Origin of the sequence: Weizmannia sp. FSL K6-3076, assembly GCF_038007245.1 — a bacterium.
GTDB classification, from domain to species: Bacteria; Bacillota; Bacilli; order Bacillales; family Bacillaceae_C; genus Weizmannia; species Weizmannia faecalis.
Map to the genome: position 1 here is coordinate 1,033,954 of NZ_JBBOWU010000001.1, position 16,123 is coordinate 1,050,076.

Sequence of the window (16,123 nt, forward strand, 5' to 3'; positions counted from 1 at the left end):
TGAGATAATGGCAAACAAAAATCAAAACAAAACACCCGAACAAAAAGCGTATGATCAGTTCGAAAAAAAGCATGAGCTGAAAAGGCCGGTATTGAAAAACTGCATCCGTGCATTTTGGGTAGGCGGCTGTTTTTGTCTGGCTGGTCAGGCCCTTACTTACTTCTATATATACATGTTTAATTTCACCGAAAAAACGGCCGGCAACCCGACAACCGCGACAATGGTGTTTTTATCCATGCTGTTGACCGGCTTTGGCATTTATGACCATATCGGGCAGTACGCCGGTGCAGGGAGCGCGGTGCCGGTAACGGGCTTCGGGAACTCCGTTGTATCCGCTGCGATTGAACATCGGACGGAAGGCTATGTGCTCGGCGTCGGCGGAAATATTTTTAAACTTGCCGGCACCGTCATTGTATTTGGTGTGTTTTCCGCGTTTGTTGTCGTCCTGATCCGGACCGTCATCATGATGTGGGGGGGATCGTAATGCCCGCAAAATCGCAAACATGGACTTTCACGAACCGCCCGGCCATTCTTTCAACCGGTGTTGTCGGGGGCCCGTTTGAGAAAAAGGGGCAGATGGCAGACGATTTCGACCGGTTTTTTGAAGATTTGTGGATCGGCGAGGATTCGTATGAAAAAGCCCAGCGCAAACTGATCGAGGAAGCAGTTGGCATTGCCCTGAAAAAGCGAAACCTTAAGGAAACCGATATTCAGTTTTTTCTCGCTGGTGATTTGATTAACCAAATCACGCCGACAAGTTTTGCGGCAAGGACAAATGCGATTCCTTACCTGGGCCTTTTTAGCGCCTGTGCCACTTCGATGGAAAGCCTGGCGCTTGCCGCTTTCATCGTTAATCACGGTGGGGCGGAGAAAGTGCTGGCCGGGGCTTCGAGCCACAATGCAACAACAGAGAAGCAATTCCGTTATCCGACCGAATACGGCGGGCAGAAACCGCCGACCGCACAATGGACAGTGACGGGAGCGGGATTCGCGGTGGTCGGTACGGAAGAAAACGGGCCGGCGCCGCGGATTACGTCGGCCACGATCGGAAAAGTACTGGACCTTGGCATTTCCGATCCGTTTAATATGGGTGGTGCAATGGCGCCGGCTGCGGTCGATACGATTGAACAGCATCTCCGGGAAACCGGCCGTGATCCATCTTACTATGATTTGATTGTGACCGGCGATTTGGCGAAAATTGGCCGTTCCATCGCGCTCGATCTTTTCAAACAGAGGAATCTTGACATTCGCAGCGAACAGTTCCAGGATTGCGGCCTGATGGTATATGACAAGTCCCAGCCCGTGCAGGCCGGGGCAAGCGGGGCCGGATGTTCAGCGATTGTCTTGTACGGCCATTTGCTAAACGAAATGAAAAAAGGCCGTTACCAAAAAATCTTGCTCGTCGCAACCGGCGCACTATTGTCGCCTTTGTCTTATCAGCAGGGCGAAACCATTCCGTGCATCGCGCACGCCTGCGCCATCGAATATTTGTAAGAAAGGGTATTGCCTGGGTTGCGTTGCGGCACGAGTTGTTTGAGGCTATGCCATCAAATATTTGAAGAAAGGGTCATATGGTTGGGTTGCAGCACGGATTGAGCCTGAGCGATCGAGTATTTGCTTAGGTTGCGGCACGGATACGGATAATTTGAGGTGCGCGATCGAGTATTCGCTTAGGTTGCAGCATGGATTGTGTGAGCCTGAGCGATCGAGTATTTGTAAGAAAGGAAGGATGCGTAATGCTTGCAATGTTTTTCTGGGCCTTTGTGATTGGCGGGCTGATTTGTGTAATTGGCCAGTTGCTGTTTGATGTCGCAAAATTATCGCCGGGGCATACGATGAGTGTCCTCGTTACGGCCGGCGCGATTTTATCGGGCCTCGGCCTTTATGAACCGCTTGTAAATTTTGCCGGTGCCGGGGCGACCATTCCAATTACAAGTTTTGGCAATTCGCTTGCAACTGGCGCCATGCAGGAAGTGCAAAGGCATGGCATTGTCGGGGTATTGACCGGCATGTTTGAAGTCACATCTTCCGGCATTTCGGCTGCGATTATTTTCGGATTTATCGGCTCGCTCCTCTTTAAGCCAAGAGGATAATGATGCCGTCCCTGACACACGCCTATACCGAATGCCTGCACCTTACATATTGTATAGTGTAATACAAGAAGTGAGGTGAAAAACATGTTTGGATACGGTTATGGCGGCGGCTGCGGCTATGGCGGTTACGGCGGTGGTTACGGCTACGGCAGCACATTTGTATTGATCGTTGTTTTGTTCATTCTGTTAATTATTGTCGGTGCAAGCTTCTGCTGACAAGTTGCGGGGAGGATTCCCCGCCTTTTTTTATAGCGGGAGAGAAAACGCTCGTACCCCTGCTTCTATCAGGGAATTTTTGGAGGGAAACGGGCATTGAAAGACAAACATTGGGCCAGGAAGCGGTGAACTGCTTTATAGGGACGATGACCGAGCCGCCGTAAGCTTTGTCCAATTAGAGCGTCTAATTGGACAAAAGCCCCGGAACCCGAGCGTGTTTTGTCTAATTGGAAGATCCAATTAGACGCCCATGCTGCAGTGAACGCGCACCAACAGTAGAATGAAAATCAGCTGGCGCATATTTTTCAGGATAGACAAAAGTGAACCGTCAAATTGTCCTTCATCGGAGTAATGTTTTGTTTTGTCCGTGTGGCAACTTCAAAAAGACATTTTGATCCAGTCGCGACTCCTTTTGTCCTTTTGACAGGTTCAAAAGGATATTTGGGCCCAAACGCGATCCTTTTTTTGTCCTTTTGGCAGGTTCAAAGGGACATTTCGGATCCAGACGTAACGTGTTTTGTCCTTTTGACGGCTTCAAAAAGACATTTCGAGCTCGGATGAAACGTGTTTTGTCCTTTTGGCAGGTTCAAAAAGACATTTCGGACCCGGAAACAGCGTGTTTTGTCCTTTTGACGGTTACAAAAGGACATTTCGGGCCCGGATACATCGTGTTTTGTCCTTTTGACGGCTTCAAAAAGACATTTCGGGCCCGGATGCAGCGTGTTTTGTCCTTTTGACGGTTACAAAAGGACATTTCGGGCCCGGATACATCGTGTTTTGTCCTTTTGACGGCTTCAAAAGGACATTTCGGATCCAGATGCAGCTTGTTTTTCCTTTTGGCAACTTCAATGAAAGACAAACCCCAGGCCTGGCAAAGCCGAAATGTCCTTCATCGAGATGATGAAGGACAAAACACCGGCTGAAAAATACCAAATTGTCCTTCATCGAGGTGATGAAAGACAAAACCCAGGTCTGGCAAAGCCCAATTGTCCTTCATCGAGGTGATGAAGGACAAAACACTGGCCTGGCAAAGTCAAATTGTCTTTCATCGAGGTGATGAAAGACAAAACACCGGGCGGATAACGCCGAAATGTCCTTCATCGAGGTGATGAAGGACAAAACTCAGGTCGGGAAATGCAGAAATGTCCTTCATCAGGGTAATGAAGGACAAAACCCAGGCCGAAAAACGCCAAACTGTCCTTCACCAGGTTGATGAAAGACAAAACAAGTGCCATGAAACATCAAACTGTCCTTCATCAAAGCACTGGCTGTAAATCAAGCTTGTGCACCGGGAAAATGCACTTTTTTGCAATGAAAAATTCCGGCTAACACGTTTTCAATTGAAAATCCACTTTTGTACTGTCAATCCGGCTTCTTTTTTCATACGATAAAACAGCTTGAAGAGAGGAGCGACGAAGGTGGATCATCAGTTTTTCAAGAATATCGAAAAGAAGACAGGCGTTAATATGAATGACATTTTCCAGCTTGCAAATTCCCTGCAGAACGCGAATTTTAAAGATGAAAATACCGTCCGTGGCATCATCCAGCGCGTCTCGCAAATTGCAAACAAACGGGTACCGAAAGAGCTGGAAGATAAAATTGTTGAATCAATTGTCAAAGATGGAAAAAAGCTCGATTTTAACACGATCAACAAAATGATGAACAACGGAAAGTAACCAAAGCGGGCTTGCAAATCAGATGCAAGTCCGCATTTTTCTGTTTAAAATGAAAGAAGAGAGGGAAAAGAATATAGAAATCATTTAAAGGGGTGACTGCCATGAGTTTGATCGCTCCAATTCCAGACTATCAGGCAAGCCAGTACCGGCTTTATGACGGAATGTCCTTACGCCAGCTTGAAGTGGAAAAAGCAGATGCCGTTTCGAGGGCTTATCCTGTTAAGCGGCAAAACGGCGTCACGGGCGGAACAGAATACCATTTTAAAGCAAATGAACAACCGGGAAGAAAACCGGCAAAAAGCCGGATCATCGCAAAAATCACCGGCCTGGGGCAATATATTGATCTTTCGGTTTAAATCTTTCCCGCTGAATTGTGGATTTTTTCACAAGATAAGCAGCAAGGTTGAAAAAGCGATTATATAAAATAAACAAAATTGGTGCAAAAAAATAAGGCCATTCTATAGACAAAGCGGCGAGACACAACTCCTTCTCGCCGCTTTGTCACGGATTCTGCAGCCCCAGTTTCCGGATGCTATTTGATCGTTTTCTCCATTGCTTTATGCGGAATGCCGGCATCGAGAAATTCACCGGAAACAACACGGTATCCGAGTTTTTCGTAAAAAGGAATCGCGTGTGTCTGTGCGTTTAATTTGCATTTTTGCACGCCTTGTTCTGCGGCATAATGTTCAATTGCCAGCATCAGTTCCCGGCCGGCCCCTTTCCCGCGCACGGACGGAAGGATGCAGATGCGTTCCACTTTCCCGTACCCGTCCACCATCCGAAAACGCCCGGCGCCTGAGGGTTTCCCTTCATCATCGTACAGCAGAAAATGCGTGCAGTCCTGTTCCAATGCGTCAATTTCTTCTTCAACCGGGACGTGCTGCTCTTCTACAAATACTTTTTTCCGGATTTGAAAAGCCGTCTCCAGTTGTTCTTCATTTTCTACAATTATTACGTCCACATTTGTTAGTCCTTTCCGAGATGATAGGTCTCATAAACGGTCCAAACCCCGTTTTCCAGCTGATATAAAAGATGGAACCGGTTTACCTTTTCTTCGTGGTCAATGCCAACCATTTCCAGCTGGCGGAACACATCGGCATGTTCCTCTTTAGACAACTCCTGGCCGATGGTAATATGCGGCACAAACGGGTACGGAGGCGGCCCGCCCGGCAGACGGTCCCTGAAATCTGCGAAAAGCCCTTCCAGTTCAGGCGTCGGTTCAACTTTAAAATAAATCGTATTGCTGACGGGTTCAAAAGATTTCACTTTTGTTACTTTCAACAAAAACGGGTTGTATTTTTTGGCAATTTCCTTCAGTTGCCCGCGAAAAACTTCCGCCTCTTCTTCGGATGCCTCGAACGCTGCTTTTAGCGTAATATGCGGCGGGATTAGCGCGTATTTCGGATCATAGCGCTTCCGGTAGGAGTTAACAAGGTCCTGAAGTTTTTTTGATGGAAAGACAACAAGCGCATAATTCATAAAATGGCCTCCTCTTTCTGGATATTAAGCCGTTATAATACAATTTTATCAGAAAAATTGCCGAAAATTAATCTTTTTTAAACAGGTACTTGAGGGCACGTGGCAAATCTTTTTGCCAGTACCTCCAAGAGTGATCACCGTCAAATTCGTCATAAAATCCGGGGACCCCTTTTTCTTCCAGAACTTGATGCAGGGTGCGGTTCGGTGTGATAAAATTCTGGATCTTGCCGTCAGTCGTTTTCACTTCCGTCTCGCCTTTTCCAGCAATATGGTAAATGTCCAGCAACTTTGGATCCGTACATTGTTTTGCGGCTTCCATCACTTTTTCATTCACGAGCGGCGACATTAATGCGGCTTTTCCAAATGTATGGGGGTACTTGAATGCCGCCATGAGCGAGACGGTTGCCGCCAGTGAGTCTCCCGCCAGTGCTCGGTCCGATGCCATTTGCGCAGTCGGAAACTCACGGTCAAGGAAAGGGACAAGTTCATGCGCCAAAAACCGGATATAAGCGCCATGTTGCTCGCCGTCAGGATGGTATTTCCGGCGCCTGTCCGGAATATCCGCATAAGGGATCCCGACAATAATCAAGTCTTCAATTTCGCCTTTTGCAAGCAGTTCATCCGCCGCACGTGCAATCCGGCCGAGCTGGAAGAAGTCTTTTCCGTCCTGGCATATGCATACGGCATATTTATAAAGCGGGGAAAAACGCGCCGGCAAGTATACCCAGAGATTGAGCGTTTCCCCGAGTTCCCTGCTTTCAAACGGGACATCTTTAATCGTGCCTCTTTCAATTTCCATATGTTGAAAACCTCCTTCTCAAGATGGGGGCTGCCTCGCCTTCCCGGAAAAAATGGCATTCAGGAAAAAATTTACACACCCCGCTGCCTGTAAATTCAGTTTACCAGCCCATGCGAAAAACATCCAGAATCCGGCAACGCTTGATATGGATAAACCAAGCACCTTTGATGAAGAGAGCTGATTACAGCATGGATAGATTTGGAAAAACGAAGACGTGAGGGAGATCCTAAATTTGAATGTGATATCCATCCGGATGGGAAAAACGGAGCTCATTTTATATGAAGAAAAATTCTCATTAATTTTTTGCCGAACCTGTCTGCATCCTTGCCAAATCTAGGAATTTTGCTTATTTAGCAAGCCCTACTTAAAAATTTTTATTGTTTTCCTTCATTCTCTTTTTCAACATTTCGCGTATAAGTCTTGTCGTTTCAATATCTTTCTGTCGTTCTTCTTCAGAAGCATAATGCTTAGTTCCGCTTACAATAGCAGTGAATTTACCATCGGATGTCATTCCTGGTGGTTCTGTCCATCGTTTGTCAGAAAATAGTTTTTTGCTGCTCATTTACATTTCCTCCAACTCAAACAAAATTTTACCGGATTGAAACTTTTGATTTAAGATTTTAAATTGACTCTCTTAAATAATACTTTGGCCTCCTGATCATTAATTCCTTTCAAATCTCTACCGATTGGGCAGCATCATTCTATCCTTCAAAGATATATATTCTTTAAAAGTAATTTTGGTTTTTAATATGTCGTTGGAATCCATGGAATGGATCATAATATTCCAACGACAAATTCTATTTATTGTTTTTATGGCGTTCTTTTAGCATTTTCAAAAATTCTTTTCGAATCTTCTTACCTTCTTCGATATCTCTTTGTCTTTCTTCTTCTGATGCATAATGTTTGGTTCCTATGGAAATAGCGCTGATTTCCCCATCTTCTGTTATTCCAATTGGATCCGTCCAACGACGGTCGGAATATGGTTTATTATTTTTATCCATAGGATTTCCTCCAATTCGAATATAACTCTACCATTCATAAATTGACTGGATAAGATTTTATAAGCTGTATTACGTTTAAATAATACTTCTTGCTCCTCGTCATTAAATCCTTCTAAATCATGACCATTTTTATAAGGTGAGATTGACCATTTACGTCGTGATCATTCTTCTGCTTTTTGGTTGCAGGTACCTTTTATCTCATGATTGTTTTTTAACGCTTTCAATCATAGGCAAAAGAAAAAGTACCCAGCACAAGGTACTTAAAAATTTTTATTGTTTTCCTCCATTCTTTATTTCAGCATTTCACGTATATATCTTGTCGTTTCGATATCTTTCTGTCGTTCTTCTTCTGTTTCATAGTGCTTTGTCCCACTACTAATTGCACTTGGAGATCCATCAGATTTTAGTCCTATAGGTTCAGTCCAACGAGGAGCAGAAAATAATTTTTCTTTTTTTCCCATATTAAAATGTCTCCATTTCAAAAATAATTTTTCTATCCTTAACAGTTTGGATCGAAATTTTAAATTTGGAATTCCTAACAAAAAATACTTCTTGCTCCTCGTCATTAAATCCTTCTAAATCATGACCATTTTTATAAGGTGAGATTGACCGATTACGTTATAATCATTCCTCTGCTTTTTGGTTGCAGCACCTTTTATTTCACGATTGTTTTTTAACGCCTTCAAACATAAAGACTCCTTTTAACGCCTTGCTCAGGGCGAGATAAAGAGAGTCCGCATCCCCATTCCGCCAAAATAAAAAGCAACCTGATTAGAGGAAATATCTTGCTGTCAATTCGGTTTATTTAGGGGACACATCAGTTATTTTTTCAATGTCACTTTTTCTAACGGGTATCGTCCATCATTTTCTGGTATTCCACCCTCAATAAGATAAAATCTTTTTGAGCCGTTTTTAAAAACTTCAAAAATCCATCTTTTAACCCCCACATCCAATTTTTGGGGGACTCATTTATCAACCCCCCTTGCTACAGCGACGTTAGGCATGGCTGCGGACACAATACAGGAGTTGTACACCCACTTGGTCCTATCAAATCCATAAAATGCAAATTCTAATTTGTTCAGCAAGCCCTTTTAGCTGCAGGAATATGTAATACCCGGCCGCATGCTGAGGAAAATCCAGCCGAAAGCCAGGGACGCTGTTTTCCACAAAAAATGGAAACGGCAATCCGGCGCGCTTTTTTTTCGGAAGCGGACGCATATTAAAAGAAAGGAGGCGATCCGTGTGAAATGGAATGAACAAGCGGCACCCAATAACCATCAGGCGTCCGCTGATTTGCTTGCGGCTCAAAGTGATGAGACAGAATTTCAATACGAAGAACTTTCAGACGGCGGTGAGCGGAATAAAGTGATACAAGAACAGAAAAAACGCCGTACGCACTTGTAATAGAGGTGGGGCTCCATGGAAATCAAAATCGGACAAGTATATAAAGAAAAGCAGCATGAAACACTTGCCATGGTGGTCGCAGTCCAAAACGAAAGCATTATGCTCGGCACCGGCAATCTGGTATCGCCGAAAACGATTGAAGACCGCTATGTTCTTGTCCGGGATGCCGAATAACGGTGCCCCGGACTATTTTTTTGCAGCAATCTTAAAAATATAGCCTACAATGGCATATCCGGCTAACAGACAAAATGAAAAAATCAGAATCGGGATAAAGATCGCACCAGCCCCTTCTTCTGGAAGATAGTAGGCAAATATGTGGGAGATCAATTGATTAATAAAATAAGCCAGTACGAGCTCCCTTCGTTTTATTTTATATTGCGGACATGAAGACAAGGTCATCCATTTGCATGATAATGAGCCGGCAACAAAGTAGCAAAAAATAAAAAAACCGGCAAAAGCCGGTTTTTAAGGGGGTATTGCTAGACAACAAAAAGGGGGGGTTGTCTAGTTGGTATAGGGTTTTGTAACTTGTCCTTGCTACAGGTATAATAGTACGGGTTTTTTCCTAAAAGATCATGAAAGAAAAATAAGTTTTTGATGAGAATTGTCGATTTTTGTTGAAATCTTATTCCTTGTCTTTGTGGGCCGCATCGTTGCTGTCGCCAGCCCGCGCCTTGTATTTTTCCACGATCTGCGCGATTTCTCCTTTATCTCCTTTTGCATTCATCATTTCAAACCATCCGTTTAACCCTTCAGAAATTCTTTTATCATCGTTTTTCATGGCTTGCCTTCTTTCCTCTTTTCCAAATATTTTTTGATTTCGGGCCGGCAAATCAGGGCTGCGATGGCGGGCGGCACAGCAAACATAAAAAATACAAAGTATAACGTGTTCATCACATGGAGATAAAACCAGGTTTCCAAATCGTCCACCCCCGGGTTTGCTTCTATGTATATTTTTTCGCCCGGCCTTTTTCTTATACCGTATAAATTGGTTTTAACCTGTAAATCCTATAAGGAAAAAGAAGGGAGACGCCACAAATGTTCAAGCGCCTGTTAGATTTGTTCAAACTGGACACAACAGGGGATTGGGAAGATTGGGACCTGGACGATGAAAATTTGGAAGACGACTGGGATGAAGAGGACGATGAGGAGATGTAAAGCAGACTTACGGGCCGGGGCATCAAGATTGCGCCGGCTTTAATGCGAAAAAAAACCGGCACAATGCCGGTTGGTAAGGGGAGTTTTTTCTAGACATTAAGGGGGGTATCTAGAAACTTAAGGGTTTGTTGCTTTTTCCTTGCTACACCTAAAATATAACCCTCTTACACTAAAAAGTCATGAAGAAAAAATGAGAAAAAAATGAGAAACAAATTTGTCACATTTTATGCGGGTTCCGATATATAAACACTTAACTCAATTGAAGAAAACGGTATACTAGAATGAGAGATATTTACCTCTCCATTATGAACGGAGAGGCCATTCAAACCAATTTTATTGAGGGGGAATCACCATGCTTTTTGGCGGAGTGGAAGCAGGCGGTACAAAATTTGTTTGTGCAACGGGAGATGAAACAGGGAAAATTCAGGAAAGGGTTGAGTTCCCGACGCGCGATCCGGAAGAAACGGTGAAAGATGTAATCGCGTTTTTTTCACAGTTCGAGACAAAAGCAATCGGCATTGCCTCATTTGGGCCGATTGACGTCAATCCGGAAAGTGATACATATGGATACATTACAACAACACCGAAAACGGCCTGGCAAAATTATCCCATTAAGCAAACGATAGAGAAAGCATTGGGCGTTCCGGCCGGTTTTACGACAGATGTGAACGGGGCGGCGCTCGGGGAGTCGGTGCTTGGCGCGGCCAAAGGGCTAGACAGCTGCCTGTACATCACGGTCGGTACCGGTATCGGAGCTGGAGCCGTTGTAAAAGGCAATCTCCTTGAAGGATGGTCGCACCCGGAAATGGGGCATATTCTTTTGCGCCGCCACCCGGATGATCATTTTGAAGGGGCATGCCCTTTCCATCATGACTGCCTCGAAGGACTCGCAGCCGGGCCGGCAATCGAAGCGCGGTGGGGGCAGAAAGGAAAAGAACTCTCGGACCGTCCGGAAGTCTGGGAAATGGAGGCAGATTATCTGGCACAGGCGCTCATGCAATACATTCTAATTGTGTCGCCGAAAAAAATCATCATGGGCGGCGGCGTGATGCACCAACAGCAATTGTTCCCGCTGATACACAAAAAACTGACCGAGCTGATCAACGGTTATATCAAGCTGCCTGAACCGCTGTCCGAATATATTACGTCCCCGGGCCTTGGCAACGACGCCGGCATTACAGGGGCGATTTTGCTCGGAAAACAGGCATATGAAACAGGTAAATTATAAAACAAAATTTAGCTGAGTGCTGGCTGCTTCTCCGATTTTTCGATTTAAATCGGCATAAATCGAGGGAGTGGCTGGCGTTTTTTTATGTATATTTTCTTCATAAAGACGATGAAGTTTTATTTGGAGCCTGCATAAAGACTGAATCAAAAACTTTTGCCAGGTCCCTGTTCTGTTCGTGCCGCGCTACCAAAAAATAAATCTGAAAACCTAACAATACGGTGAGGTAGCTGAAACCTAGAGTTTCTCGACCGGAAAGAATGAATAAGTTATAATAAATATGATTCTGAATTTTCGTCTAATACAGGGGGAGTCTTTTTGATAAAGAAACGGAAATATGTGTTAACTTTTGTTTTACTGCTATTGCTGGCTGCAGGGATCTATGCCTTTGCTTTCCGGCAATCAGCAAAGTTTTTGGTTTTCCTATTCCTGTAAGCGCAAAGCTTGTAAAGGATAAACAGTCCGTAGAAATGTATAAATGGTGGGAAGCAAGTGAAGTGAACGGGCTCCCCTATGTTTATCGGAAGGAAATCCAGTGGTGCGGATGGAAGCAAATTGACCGGGAAGGTGCTATGACCATCTATGAAAAAAATGGGAAAAAAGTGTCTGTCATTTCATTTGATAATACTTTTTCTGTCGCAGAAGAAGACTAATCGAAGCTACCTTCTAGTCTTTCTGCAAGGCAAGAGAAGTACCTTGGTTCTTACCCGATATTACCCAAAGTTTGGGGGAATTTTTCAATTTTAACTTCTATTTAACTTTCACAACTTAGGTTCATCTTTAAAGTTGGAAGATGAATAGTGATAGGATATAATATTTGTGAGCGCATTCACGAATACTTGAAAGCGCATTCAGAAAGGAGAGGGGATTATGGCAAAACTGGATGGAAAAGTTGCGGTTGTAACAGGCGCTGCCTCTGGTATGGGCAAGGCGATTGCAGCGCTTTACGCAAAAGAAGGAGCAAAAGTGGTGGCATCCGACCTCAATTTGGAAGGTGTGCAGCAGACGGTTGCTGAAATAGAAGCTGCAGGAGGCAAAGCTCTGGCAGTCCAGGCCAATGTGGCGAGCGAAGAAGATGTGCAACATTTGATTGATACCGCCGTGAAAGAGTATGGAACACTCGATATTCTTGTCAATAATGCGGGGATCATGGATAATATGGTGCCGGCTGGGGATCTGACAGACGCCCTGTGGGAAAAAGTGTTTGCTGTCAACACAACCGGGCCGATGCGCACGATCCGGAAGTCACTCCCGATCTTTATTGAAAAAGGAAACGGCGTCATTGTCAATGTTGCTTCTGTCGGCGGGCTGAACGGATCGCGGGCTGGCGCCGCTTATACGGCGTCCAAACATGCGGTGATCGGGTTGACAAAAAACGTCGGTTTTCAATATGCACTGAAAGGCATCCGCTGCAATGCGATTGCGCCAGGCGGGGTGGAAACGAATATCGGCACAACCATGAGCGAGCCAAATGCTTTCGGGCTTGAGCGGGCAATGTCCGGGTCGGCAATCAACCCGAGGAGCGGAAAACCCGAAGAAATTGCGACTATCGCCCTGTTCCTTGCTTCAGACGATGCTTCCTTCGTAAATGGTGCCGTGATTACGGCAGATGCTGGGTGGACGGCTTATTAATTTCAAAAAAGCGGCGGGAAAATATAGAAAAACCCGCTGCTTTTTTTGAAAACACTGTTTGGCAAATGTACAAAGCCAGCTATATAAAAATGAACTTAAATTTTTCGCACCAAAATCAGCTGAACATTGCTTCTGGCTATACATAAAGAAGTAGTAATATTAGTTCAACTTATATATAAAATGAACTTCAGTTTGCATCAAGCCCGGGCACCAATTTGCATGATGATGAGCGGTAATTTTTCTTTATATGACTGAAAATTTATAAAAACTCATCCATCAAATGGGTAGTAACAAGTCATTGAAAAAGCTGCTTTTTTAAAATGTATGGATCATCAGGGGAAATTTCCTGCAGACTTTTGAAACTTTTCCTGCCGGTTTGCGTAAGTACGAACAAAGGAGGGGAAATCATGTCCTTGGTGTTGGAACATGTGACGAAAAAATTTGGCGCGTTTACAGCGGTAAACGATTTGTCGTTAATGATCCCGGAAAAGGAGCTGTTCGGGTTTTTAGGGGCAAACGGAGCAGGAAAAACGACGACTTTCCGGATGATCCTTGGTCTATTAAAGCCGAATGAAGGAAACATCTCCTGGAACGGGCGCAAAATGGATTACACATTGAGCCCAGAAATCGGGTATCTGCCGGAAGAACGCGGGCTGTATCCAAAATTAAAAGTAAAAGACCAGCTTGTTTATCTTGCACGGCTGCGCGGGATGGGCAAGCAGGATGCGGTGAAAGAACTAAAATACTGGCTTGGCCGTTTTCATGTCGAAGAATATTTGGATAAACGGGTGGAAGAACTGTCAAAAGGAAACCAGCAGAAGATCCAGTTTATCGCTGCTGTTCTACATAAGCCGAAGCTGCTGATTTTAGATGAGCCCTTCAGCGGCCTTGACCCGGTCAATGTGGAAACGTTAAAAACAGCGGTCGCAGAACTGCGGGATCAGGGCGCGACCATTGTGTTTTCAAGCCACCGGATGGAACATGTTGAAGAACTTTGTGAGCATTTGTGCATTATGCATCATGGCAGCCCGGTTGTGCATGGTGAACTGAGAGCGGTCAAACGTGCATTTGGGAAACAAAATGTCGTGATCCATGCTGATTTTGATCTGGCATTTTTACGTGCCTTCCCGGGGGTCGTCCGATTTAAGAAAACGGCGCTCGGGGCAGAGCTGCAAATTGACCGGATGGAAGCGGCGCAAAAAATTTTAGATGAAATCAACGGAAAAGGTTTCATCCGCAAGTTTGCGCTTGAAGAACCATCTCTAAACGATATTTTCATAGAAAAGGTGGGGGCTTCCTATGAATAGGTTCGGCATTTTAATCGGTCATGCCTACATGTCAAAACTAAAAACAAAATCCTTTGTGATCACGACGGCTATTTTGCTTGTTGCTGTCCTGCTGATGGGAAACATAAACCGGATGATCGATATGTTTGCCGGCAGCAAGCAGAAAAAGGTTGCGGTTTTGGATGAGACGAACACGCTGTACGGGCCGCTTAAGCAGCAATTAAAAACCGTTGATAAAGATATCCGGCTTGTGCAGGCCGAAAAAAGCGAAAGTGCGTTGCGGAAAGAAGTATTAAAGGAAAAATATGAAGGGTATGTTGTTTTATCGCTTGACGCAGCTGGCATGCCGAAAGCAGTCTATAAAGCCCCGAATCTTGCCGATACCGGGACTACGGACAGTTTGGAGCAGGCGCTGCAGGCTGTAAAAAGCAATATGGCGGCAGGAAAACTGAAGCTTTCTTCTGCAGAGCTTTCACTTTTAAACAGCCCCGCATCCTTTAAGAGCATCAATCTGGAGCGGGATGCAAAATCCGAAGCAGAACTGGCGCAGGCGAGGGGGCTTGTCTATATTTTGCTGTTTGCGATTTATTTCGCGGTCATTTTTTACGCCAGTGCAGTCGGAATGGAAGTGGCGACTGAAAAAGCTTCACGGGTAATGGAAATCTTAATTTCGAGCGTCCCGCCAGTGCAGCAGATGTTTGCGAAAATCATCAGCGGCGCCCTGCTCGGTTTGACACAGATGGCGGTGCTCCTTGCCGCAGCATACGCGACCATCAAACAAAATATCAATCACTTGACGGGCGGCTTTTTTTCTGTATTTGGATTTTCGGATATAAAGATGTCAACGATTGTGTACGCTGTGGTGTTTTTCCTGCTCGGATATTTGCTGTATGCCACTTTGGCAGCTTTTCTCGGCTCGCTTGTCAGCCGGATTGAAGATGCCCAGCAGATGATGATGCCGATGACGTTTCTTGTCATGATCGGGTTCTTCCTTGCGATGGCCGGGCTTGGAAATCCTTCTGCCAGCTATATTACCGTTCTGTCGTACATTCCGTTTTTTACACCGATGCTGATGTTTTTGCGGGTGGGCATGCTCGACTTGCCGGTGTGGGCCGGGCTTTCGGGCGTTGCGGTCATGGTTGTCACGATTGTGTTCATGGCGATAGCAGGTGCGCGCATCTACCGCGGCGGCGTGCTGCTTTACGGCAAAAGCAATTCGTTGAAAAACATTCTGAAGGCGCTGCAAATGTCAAAAGAAGGCTAACCCTGCCGTTTGAATTCTCCCCTCGATGGGTAAACTGAATGTAACTGAAAGTCCGTGCAGAGGGGAGCGTTTTATTTTGAAATCAAAAAGAGTCGTCTTTGGTACCATTGTGCTTTTTCTTATCGTCGTGGTGCTTGCCGGTTACTTTATTTGGTTCAGCAAATAAAGCCGTATTACATAGATGAGCGATAAAGGTCCGGGCTGCCCAAAATTTTTTATGACTCGGCGGCAAGGATTGCGTGTTGAAAGACAAGATACGCACCGGAACGAACAGGCGCTTCTGCTTGTGCTAAGGCCCCATCCGGATGTGTATGCAACTCTTTAAAGACGTACGGAAACGTCCGTGAATTTGGGTGAATTTTCCGAAAACAGAACGCTCACAGCCATGCTGCGAAATAGGAAGACGGGAGCGGTTTATCTCTGCGAATGGCGATTTTGATGCAGCTGAATTTGCGTAAATCATTCCGACTGCCCCGGATGCTAAATTGAAGAAAGCGGATTTCCCATTTGCAGGAAGTCCGCTTTTGCCTGTTAAATGCTCTTTTTCATCCCGCATCTCCGGCATTCACGCAAAAACACGCCATGTTTGACCGATGACTTGAAGTGGCTGTAACCACAATTGTCACAGCGGCCCGGATGGACGTCGGGCATTTCTTTATAATCATAAACAATACTTGTATCATAACCTTTTGTTTTATAATCCTTTTCTTCACTCATCTGCCATCACCCCGTTTGAGTCTTTCTCGTAAAACAGCATACCATAATTTCGAAAAACGTGTGAAAGAAGCGGACGAAAAACCCTTCCTCACCGCACAGCGGAAATGCAAAGGAAAAATCACCGAACCGTGTCCCGTTTCAGAAAGGCATGCTTTTCCAAAACGCAAAATTGT

General features: G+C 45.0%; 22 protein-coding genes. 14 read left to right on the forward strand and 8 right to left on the reverse strand.

Annotation, left to right across the window (positions count from 1 at the left end):
• The first annotated feature begins 7 nt into the window (after positions 1–7).
• From spoVAC to NSS95_RS04645, 6 genes are all read left to right on the forward strand, one after another.
• A complete protein-coding gene (spoVAC, locus tag NSS95_RS04620; RefSeq protein WP_014095705.1) occupies positions 8–484 on the forward strand; it encodes a stage V sporulation protein AC in 477 nt (158 codons plus the stop codon).
• Positions 484–1,494, forward strand: coding sequence for a stage V sporulation protein AD (gene spoVAD / locus NSS95_RS04625; RefSeq protein WP_014095704.1), 1,011 nt, complete (start codon positions 484–486; stop codon positions 1,492–1,494). Before spoVAC ends, spoVAD begins: the two co-directional genes overlap by 1 nt.
• 242 nt (positions 1,495–1,736) lie before the next feature.
• Positions 1,737–2,093, forward strand: coding sequence for a stage V sporulation protein AE (gene spoVAE, locus NSS95_RS04630; protein ID WP_014095703.1), 357 nt, complete (start codon positions 1,737–1,739; stop codon positions 2,091–2,093).
• A gap of 84 nt (positions 2,094–2,177) precedes the next feature.
• Positions 2,178–2,309, forward strand: coding sequence for a YjcZ family sporulation protein (locus tag NSS95_RS04635; RefSeq protein WP_017551778.1), 132 nt, complete (start codon positions 2,178–2,180; stop codon positions 2,307–2,309).
• A 1,418-nt stretch (positions 2,310–3,727) separates the two neighbouring features.
• A complete protein-coding gene (locus NSS95_RS04640) occupies positions 3,728–3,985 on the forward strand; it encodes a stage VI sporulation protein F (protein WP_014095701.1) in 258 nt (85 codons plus the stop codon).
• A 101-nt stretch (positions 3,986–4,086) separates the two neighbouring features.
• Complete coding sequence (locus tag NSS95_RS04645; protein WP_014095700.1) at positions 4,087–4,341, forward strand: hypothetical protein; 255 nt, start codon at positions 4,087–4,089, stop codon at positions 4,339–4,341.
• Between the two features lie 176 nt (positions 4,342–4,517).
• Here NSS95_RS04645 and NSS95_RS04650 read toward each other — a convergent pair whose 3' ends face one another.
• From NSS95_RS04650 to NSS95_RS04675, 6 genes are all read right to left on the reverse strand, one after another.
• Complete coding sequence (locus NSS95_RS04650) at positions 4,518–4,946, reverse strand: GNAT family N-acetyltransferase (protein WP_014095699.1); 429 nt, start codon at positions 4,944–4,946, stop codon at positions 4,518–4,520.
• A 5-nt stretch (positions 4,947–4,951) separates the two neighbouring features.
• Positions 4,952–5,464, reverse strand: coding sequence for a 2'-5' RNA ligase family protein (locus NSS95_RS04655; protein ID WP_014095698.1), 513 nt, complete (start codon positions 5,462–5,464; stop codon positions 4,952–4,954).
• A gap of 67 nt (positions 5,465–5,531) precedes the next feature.
• The gene (locus NSS95_RS04660; RefSeq protein WP_014095697.1) at positions 5,532–6,263 is read right to left on the reverse strand and encodes an alpha/beta hydrolase; all 732 of its coding nucleotides are present in this window, start codon (positions 6,261–6,263) and stop codon (positions 5,532–5,534) included.
• 364 nt (positions 6,264–6,627) lie between these two features.
• The gene (locus NSS95_RS04665; RefSeq protein ID WP_014095696.1) at positions 6,628–6,825 is read right to left on the reverse strand and encodes a hypothetical protein; all 198 of its coding nucleotides are present in this window, start codon (positions 6,823–6,825) and stop codon (positions 6,628–6,630) included.
• Between the two features lie 235 nt (positions 6,826–7,060).
• Positions 7,061–7,264 carry a hypothetical protein gene (locus NSS95_RS04670; RefSeq protein ID WP_014095695.1) on the reverse strand — a complete coding sequence of 68 codons (204 nt, stop codon included), beginning with the start codon at positions 7,262–7,264 and terminating at the stop codon, positions 7,061–7,063.
• Between the two features lie 290 nt (positions 7,265–7,554).
• Entirely contained in the window at positions 7,555–7,725 is a 171-nt protein-coding gene (locus NSS95_RS04675) for a hypothetical protein (RefSeq protein ID WP_164931345.1), read from the reverse strand.
• Positions 7,726–8,506: 781 nt separating this feature from the next.
• Here NSS95_RS04675 and NSS95_RS04680 point away from each other — a divergent pair.
• Positions 8,507–8,668: a hypothetical protein gene (locus tag NSS95_RS04680; RefSeq protein WP_225620978.1), complete on the forward strand. Its 162-nt coding sequence runs from the start codon at positions 8,507–8,509 to the stop codon at positions 8,666–8,668.
• 15 nt (positions 8,669–8,683) lie between these two features.
• Positions 8,684–8,842, forward strand: a complete 159-nt coding sequence (locus NSS95_RS04685) for a hypothetical protein (RefSeq protein WP_019721857.1) — start codon at positions 8,684–8,686, stop codon at positions 8,840–8,842.
• A 451-nt stretch (positions 8,843–9,293) separates the two neighbouring features.
• Here the strand turns inward: NSS95_RS04685 and NSS95_RS04690 are convergent, their stop codons facing one another.
• Positions 9,294–9,449 carry a hypothetical protein gene (locus NSS95_RS04690; protein WP_199772167.1) on the reverse strand — a complete coding sequence of 52 codons (156 nt, stop codon included), beginning with the start codon at positions 9,447–9,449 and terminating at the stop codon, positions 9,294–9,296.
• Between the two features lie 729 nt (positions 9,450–10,178).
• On the opposite strand from NSS95_RS04690, the gene NSS95_RS04695 reads away from it, so the two are divergent.
• The 6 genes from NSS95_RS04695 to NSS95_RS04720 all read left to right on the forward strand — a co-directional run bounded on the left by NSS95_RS04695 (position 10,179) and on the right by NSS95_RS04720 (position 15,399).
• A complete protein-coding gene (locus NSS95_RS04695) occupies positions 10,179–11,054 on the forward strand; it encodes an ROK family protein (RefSeq protein WP_014095690.1) in 876 nt (291 codons plus the stop codon).
• A 467-nt stretch (positions 11,055–11,521) separates the two neighbouring features.
• Positions 11,522–11,704: a hypothetical protein gene (locus NSS95_RS04700; RefSeq protein ID WP_225620979.1), complete on the forward strand. Its 183-nt coding sequence runs from the start codon at positions 11,522–11,524 to the stop codon at positions 11,702–11,704.
• 217 nt (positions 11,705–11,921) lie between these two features.
• Complete coding sequence (locus NSS95_RS04705; protein ID WP_026684067.1) at positions 11,922–12,683, forward strand: SDR family oxidoreductase; 762 nt, start codon at positions 11,922–11,924, stop codon at positions 12,681–12,683.
• 407 nt (positions 12,684–13,090) lie between these two features.
• On the forward strand, positions 13,091–13,990 hold the full coding sequence (locus NSS95_RS04710) for an ABC transporter ATP-binding protein (RefSeq protein ID WP_014095687.1): 900 nt from the start codon (positions 13,091–13,093) through the stop codon (positions 13,988–13,990).
• Positions 13,983–15,233, forward strand: a complete 1,251-nt coding sequence (locus NSS95_RS04715; protein WP_014095686.1) for an ABC transporter permease — start codon at positions 13,983–13,985, stop codon at positions 15,231–15,233. Before NSS95_RS04710 ends, NSS95_RS04715 begins: the two co-directional genes overlap by 8 nt.
• 76 nt (positions 15,234–15,309) lie before the next feature.
• Positions 15,310–15,399: an archaellin/type IV pilin N-terminal domain-containing protein gene (locus NSS95_RS04720; RefSeq protein WP_017554202.1), complete on the forward strand. Its 90-nt coding sequence runs from the start codon at positions 15,310–15,312 to the stop codon at positions 15,397–15,399.
• A 365-nt stretch (positions 15,400–15,764) separates the two neighbouring features.
• Here NSS95_RS04720 and NSS95_RS04725 read toward each other — a convergent pair whose 3' ends face one another.
• A complete protein-coding gene (locus NSS95_RS04725) occupies positions 15,765–15,950 on the reverse strand; it encodes a hypothetical protein (RefSeq protein ID WP_340713814.1) in 186 nt (61 codons plus the stop codon).
• Between the last annotated feature and the right edge of the window lie 173 nt (positions 15,951–16,123).

Excerpts from the sequence above, each read along its gene's own strand:
- NSS95_RS04660 (WP_014095697.1), bottom strand. The coding sequence starts at position 6,263 with ATGGAAATTGAAAGAGGCACGATTAAAGATGTCCCGTTTGAAAGCAGG.
- NSS95_RS04635 (WP_017551778.1), top strand. The coding sequence starts at position 2,178 with ATGTTTGGATACGGTTATGGCGGCGGCTGCGGCTATGGCGGTTACGGC.
- NSS95_RS04685 (WP_019721857.1), top strand. The coding sequence starts at position 8,684 with ATGGAAATCAAAATCGGACAAGTATATAAAGAAAAGCAGCATGAAACA.
- spoVAD (WP_014095704.1), top strand. The coding sequence starts at position 484 with ATGCCCGCAAAATCGCAAACATGGACTTTCACGAACCGCCCGGCCATT.
- NSS95_RS04690 (WP_199772167.1), bottom strand. The coding sequence starts at position 9,449 with ATGAAAAACGATGATAAAAGAATTTCTGAAGGGTTAAACGGATGGTTT.
- NSS95_RS04700 (WP_225620979.1), top strand. The coding sequence starts at position 11,522 with ATGTATAAATGGTGGGAAGCAAGTGAAGTGAACGGGCTCCCCTATGTT.
- NSS95_RS04705 (WP_026684067.1), top strand. The coding sequence starts at position 11,922 with ATGGCAAAACTGGATGGAAAAGTTGCGGTTGTAACAGGCGCTGCCTCT.
- NSS95_RS04665 (WP_014095696.1), bottom strand. The coding sequence starts at position 6,825 with ATGAGCAGCAAAAAACTATTTTCTGACAAACGATGGACAGAACCACCA.
- NSS95_RS04725 (WP_340713814.1), bottom strand. The coding sequence starts at position 15,950 with ATGAGTGAAGAAAAGGATTATAAAACAAAAGGTTATGATACAAGTATT.
- NSS95_RS04715 (WP_014095686.1), top strand. The coding sequence starts at position 13,983 with ATGAATAGGTTCGGCATTTTAATCGGTCATGCCTACATGTCAAAACTA.
- NSS95_RS04710 (WP_014095687.1), top strand. The coding sequence starts at position 13,091 with ATGTCCTTGGTGTTGGAACATGTGACGAAAAAATTTGGCGCGTTTACA.
- spoVAE (WP_014095703.1), top strand. The coding sequence starts at position 1,737 with ATGCTTGCAATGTTTTTCTGGGCCTTTGTGATTGGCGGGCTGATTTGT.
- NSS95_RS04670 (WP_014095695.1), bottom strand. The coding sequence starts at position 7,264 with ATGGATAAAAATAATAAACCATATTCCGACCGTCGTTGGACGGATCCA.
- NSS95_RS04675 (WP_164931345.1), bottom strand. The coding sequence starts at position 7,725 with ATGGGAAAAAAAGAAAAATTATTTTCTGCTCCTCGTTGGACTGAACCT.
- spoVAC (WP_014095705.1), top strand. The coding sequence starts at position 8 with ATGGCAAACAAAAATCAAAACAAAACACCCGAACAAAAAGCGTATGAT.
- NSS95_RS04645 (WP_014095700.1), top strand. The coding sequence starts at position 4,087 with ATGAGTTTGATCGCTCCAATTCCAGACTATCAGGCAAGCCAGTACCGG.
- NSS95_RS04655 (WP_014095698.1), bottom strand. The coding sequence starts at position 5,464 with ATGAATTATGCGCTTGTTGTCTTTCCATCAAAAAAACTTCAGGACCTT.
- NSS95_RS04695 (WP_014095690.1), top strand. The coding sequence starts at position 10,179 with ATGCTTTTTGGCGGAGTGGAAGCAGGCGGTACAAAATTTGTTTGTGCA.